The 4156-nt window shown below is 40.8% G+C and carries 5 protein-coding genes; 3 read left to right on the top strand and 2 right to left on the bottom strand.

Annotation, left to right across the window (positions count from 1 at the left end):
* Window positions 1–28: 28 nt before the first annotated feature.
* The 3 genes from HNP76_RS14205 (at window position 29) to HNP76_RS14195 (ending at window position 2634) form a co-directional block, all read left to right on the top strand.
* Complete coding sequence (locus HNP76_RS14205; RefSeq protein WP_184661731.1) at window positions 29–250, top strand: hypothetical protein; 222 nt, start codon at window positions 29–31, stop codon at window positions 248–250.
* 233 nt (window positions 251–483) lie between these two features.
* Window positions 484–1464: an RpnC/YadD family protein gene (locus HNP76_RS14200; RefSeq protein WP_184661730.1), complete on the top strand. Its 981-nt coding sequence runs from the start codon at window positions 484–486 to the stop codon at window positions 1462–1464.
* 276 nt (window positions 1465–1740) lie between these two features.
* Complete coding sequence (locus tag HNP76_RS14195) at window positions 1741–2634, top strand: Rpn family recombination-promoting nuclease/putative transposase (protein WP_246462672.1); 894 nt, start codon at window positions 1741–1743, stop codon at window positions 2632–2634.
* A gap of 54 nt (window positions 2635–2688) precedes the next feature.
* On the opposite strand, the gene HNP76_RS14190 is transcribed toward HNP76_RS14195, so the two are convergent.
* Together HNP76_RS14190 and HNP76_RS14185 are read right to left on the bottom strand one after the other, a co-directional pair.
* Window positions 2689–2916, bottom strand: coding sequence for a hypothetical protein (locus HNP76_RS14190; protein WP_184661728.1), 228 nt, complete (start codon window positions 2914–2916; stop codon window positions 2689–2691).
* A 192-nt stretch (window positions 2917–3108) separates the two neighbouring features.
* A complete protein-coding gene (locus HNP76_RS14185; protein WP_184661725.1) occupies window positions 3109–4104 on the bottom strand; it encodes a hypothetical protein in 996 nt (331 codons plus the stop codon).
* Window positions 4105–4156: the final 52 nt, after the last annotated feature.

Here is a 4156-nt window from a genome sequence, read left to right as displayed (position 1 = left end):
CTCTAAAGAAAGAAAATCCTACTGATATTTGAAAATTTTCTTCGGATTTTTTAATCCCTTCTTCTTATGTGTCCTTGACAAGGGGTACAATTCAACCGAAGGTCTTGCAAAAGGTGCACAACAGGCTTCCATTTCCAATGCGAAGAATCTGTTAAAACTTGGAGTAACACCAGAAACAATTGCTCAAGGTTGTTCCCTGCCACTTGACCAGGTGCTTGCCCTCAAAGACGAATTGAAAACAGAAAGTTAAAAACTGAAAATTTTCCAGACACGAATATTCGATTTATACAAAACAGCCCGCATGTACGATAGCTTGTCGTGTATGCGGGCTGTGGTGTTTTTGAATAATTTGCCCCCTTTTTATAATTTTTTTTTGCATTATTCTGACTTTTTTCCAATTGCATTGCCGAAAACGAAAAAATTTTGGCAATTAATATGTGTAAGGAAAAAGAGCTTACACATATTAATACAAAAGGAGTTCATATGAAAAAGAAAACAAAGGCAATCAAGAAGAATCGAACGAAAATGCAGGAGAAGGCAGTAAAAACAAAATCAGCTACCCTACCAGGCATTGACGCAACGAAAAGGACATTTCGTGACACTCTCTTCCGCTCGATTTACAGCGGCAAGGACGACCGGAGCAAACGCTGGCTTCTCTCGCTTTACAACGCCCTTAGCGACAAAAACTACACCGACATTTCAGCATTGGAGATTACCACGATTGATGACGTCATCTACGTCACCATGAAGAACGATCTGTCCTTCCTGATAAACTCGGAGATGCACCTCTTCGAGCAGCAGTCCACGGTAAATCCAAATATGCCACTCAGGGGACTGATTTACTTCTCCCAGCTTTACCAGAAGGAAGTCGCCAAACGGAATCTGGACATTTTCGGCCGGGCGCGAATAAAAATCCCTTCGCCGAAGTTTGTTGTCTTCTACAACGGTCATCAGGAACAAGACGATATCGTAAAATATAGGCTTTCTGATTTATTTGAGCTCAAAGATGAGAGCAAAGAGTTCGAATGGACGGCAACTGTAATCAACATCAATAAAAATCACAACGAAAGTCTTCAAAAAAAATGCGAGTCGTTGTATCATTACTGTGTCTTCGTTGACCGGGTAAAGGCGAACCTCGACAAGAGAATGGAGCCGGAGAAAGCAATCAACGAGGCCGTGGACTTTGCCATCAAGGGCAATTTTCTAGAGGGGTACTTTAAGGAGCAGCGGATGAACATTGTCGGAAACCTTCTCACAGAATTCAATCAGGAAGACTATGACCGCAACCGCCGTGCCGAAGGCTACGAGGATGGCTACAGTGATGGTGAACGACAGAATGCCATTGCCAACGCGAAGAACTTTCTCATTGAAACCGATTTATCCCCACAGAAAATTGCAAAATGTTGTTCCCTGCCTCTGGAGCAGGTGCTGGCACTCAAGAACGAAATCTTAATTATGCATTAACAAAAAACTCTCCTGCGGCTATGCGCAGGAGGGCAATTTTCTAGAGGGATATTTGTCCTGAGACTCCCTTTCTCAAATCCGTTGCTCCGGGACAGACGTTCTGGCTGCCCATGCACTGTTTTACCTTCAAGGCCTCGACCTCTACAAGGCTAGAATTAATGGATATTTTATTGACTAATACAGTCCAGTTTTATAATTATTCTGACAATTGAGTATTTGCATTGCCGAAAATGCAAAAAAAATGGAAGTAATAAGGCATGGAGGTAAAAGAAAACCATGCCAAGTATTTTCGACACAATCGATCCGGCAATGCTCGCACGAATACAAGCAATGCGACTCATGGACGATGACTTTATGACCGTGGTGTTCGACGGCGACAACGAAATCACAGAATTTCTTCTGAGAATCCTTCTTAACCGTGACGACTTACGCGTTAAGAAAGTCACGACACAGGAAGAAAAGCGGAATCTATTCGGCCGCTCTGTTCGGCTGGACATTCTCGCGGAAGACACTAAAGGCAAAGTGTACAACGTGGAAGTCCAAAGAGCAGACGAAGGGGCCTCACCAAGGCGGGTTCGTTACAATCAAGCGATGCTCGACAGTCACAGTCTCAAAAAGAAACAGGACTTCACTGAGCTTCCCGAAACGTATATCATTTTCATAACCGAGAATGACTATTATGGTCTGGGGCGACCGTTCTACAAAATCAAAAAGACAGTCGAACTGCCTTCAACCGCCAGCACATATTTGCCATTTGACGATGGGTGTAATATAATTTATGTGAATGGCTCATACAGAGGAAACGATGCGCTCGGCAAACTGATGCATGATTTTTGCACACCAAATGCCGATGAAATGAATTACAGCGAGCTAGCAGAAAAAGTCCGCTACCACAAGCAGGAAACAGAAGGAGTAAGAAATATGTGCAGAATCGTAGAAGAATATGGAAAAGAGAGAGCTGCAGAAGCCAGGAAAATCGCTCTTGCAGAAGGTTTAAAACGAGGCTTGAAACGAGGTACACAGCAAACCTCCATCGCAAATGCGAAGAATTTGCTCCGCATGAACCTTGGTTCATTAGAACAAATTTCTCAAGCCGTCTCCCTCCCATTGGAGCAAGTGCTTGCGCTCAAAGAAGAACTTGACCGCGAAGCCGTATCTGTAACGAAATGAACAAATCAATCCGTCAATTTTTATGGCTAGAATTGGCGGATTGATTCATTATTCTTATCTTACCGATAGCGTAAAACTGTTTTTCCCAGATTCTTCAAGCAAAACAGATATTTCTTTTCCAATATTTTGCTTAAAAAAATCGAGTTTTTTCATTATTTTAGAATTAGGTTCTGTTGGTAAAAAGTTAATTTTAGCATTTTTTAACTTAACCGCTGGTATGTCTGCAATAACTGTATATGTCTTACCAAATGCTGGTAATTCATCTGTTCTTGTTTGTTGCATTTTACACCTCTGGAGGAAGTGTAATGCTACATGGCGCTTTTGTTTACTTTGCTAGAATTGACGGATACATTATCTCATCAACATATAAAAAAAACAGGCTGCCCGGAAATTGGGCAGCCTGTCACTTATATAATGCTGAAAGAAACTTTAGAAAAGCTCAGACGGCATTTTTATAAGGTTTTGATACAGAACTTAGTTCTTGTAGTCGATTATATACTGTTTTGACTGACCAGCAGCATCAAATGCAGTAAGAATAATCTTATCACCAGTACCAGCTGTAGTTTCATCATCAATTGTAAGAGTGATTTCAGTGCGAGCTGCATTAAGCTCTACTTTTACTCTGCTTGCATTTGTAGGTCCAAGACGCTTGCCAGACTCTACAACAGTAGCAGCAGTTCCTCTTTGAACAGTTTTTGTAACATCAACAATATAACATGGTGAAGTAAACTTATATGTTTTTACTGTAACAGGAGATTCTGTTGTGAATCCAGAAGGAGTCAAAGCATTAGCACCTTCAGTAATTTTAAGATCAAGGAACTTGTCTTCTACAGTAACAGGAGCAGAATATATCTCTACGTTATCAATTGAACATACAAGTCTGTATACAGAAGTTTTAGCATAGTCAAATTCTTTAGCACTAGTTGTAGTAACAATTGCTGCCTTGCGTTTTCTAAGACGGAAGTCATTGATTACAGCATCTTTTATGTTGGTTTTCTTGTCAGCATCTGAAGCTGCAGCATCAACATCGATATACTGCAATTTAGCCTCTCCAGTACCTAGAGCAGTAGTAGGAGTAGCAGGAATAAGATATGTTGTATCTCCTACTTTTACCCATTTAGTAGCAGCAGTTGTAGCATCAGTAGCCTTTCTGTAAAGTGTGTACTTTCCGTAGTTTGGATCCTTAGATGTACTAGAAAGGATTGCATTGAACTGGAACCAGATTGAAGTTCCGTTACCAGTTTCATTTACATTGAACTGTTCCAATTCAAGAGCATTTTCTGTAGCAGCAGGTGTTGAGTCAAGAGCAGCAGAAAGGTCTTTATCGTTAGAAAGATCTTTAGCAATGAACTGCTTGTCTGCATTGTCTTTGTCGATAAGAGCTTTATCAGCAGCATCTTTGAGTTCAACAATTTCACCCTTTGCATTGACATGAACCCCTAATAGGTGACGTTTTTTTGCTGATTTCAATAATCCTAAAAATAGTTGTTTAGGTCAACCCTTATTCTTTTCCTAGTGGATA

This window comes from Treponema ruminis (assembly GCF_014201975.1).
GTDB classification, from domain to species: Bacteria; Spirochaetota; Spirochaetia; order Treponematales; family Treponemataceae; genus Treponema_D; species Treponema_D ruminis.
Note: the sequence above shows the minus strand (reverse complement) of the source record. Positions and strands in the feature narration are given on the sequence as shown.

Coding starts and splice junctions, on each gene's coding strand:
- HNP76_RS14200 (WP_184661730.1), top strand. CDS start 484: ATGAAAAAGAAAACAAAGGCAATCAAGAAGAATCGAACGAAAATGCAG.
- HNP76_RS14195 (WP_246462672.1), top strand. CDS start 1,741: ATGCCAAGTATTTTCGACACAATCGATCCGGCAATGCTCGCACGAATA.
- HNP76_RS14190 (WP_184661728.1), bottom strand. CDS start 2,916: ATGCAACAAACAAGAACAGATGAATTACCAGCATTTGGTAAGACATAT.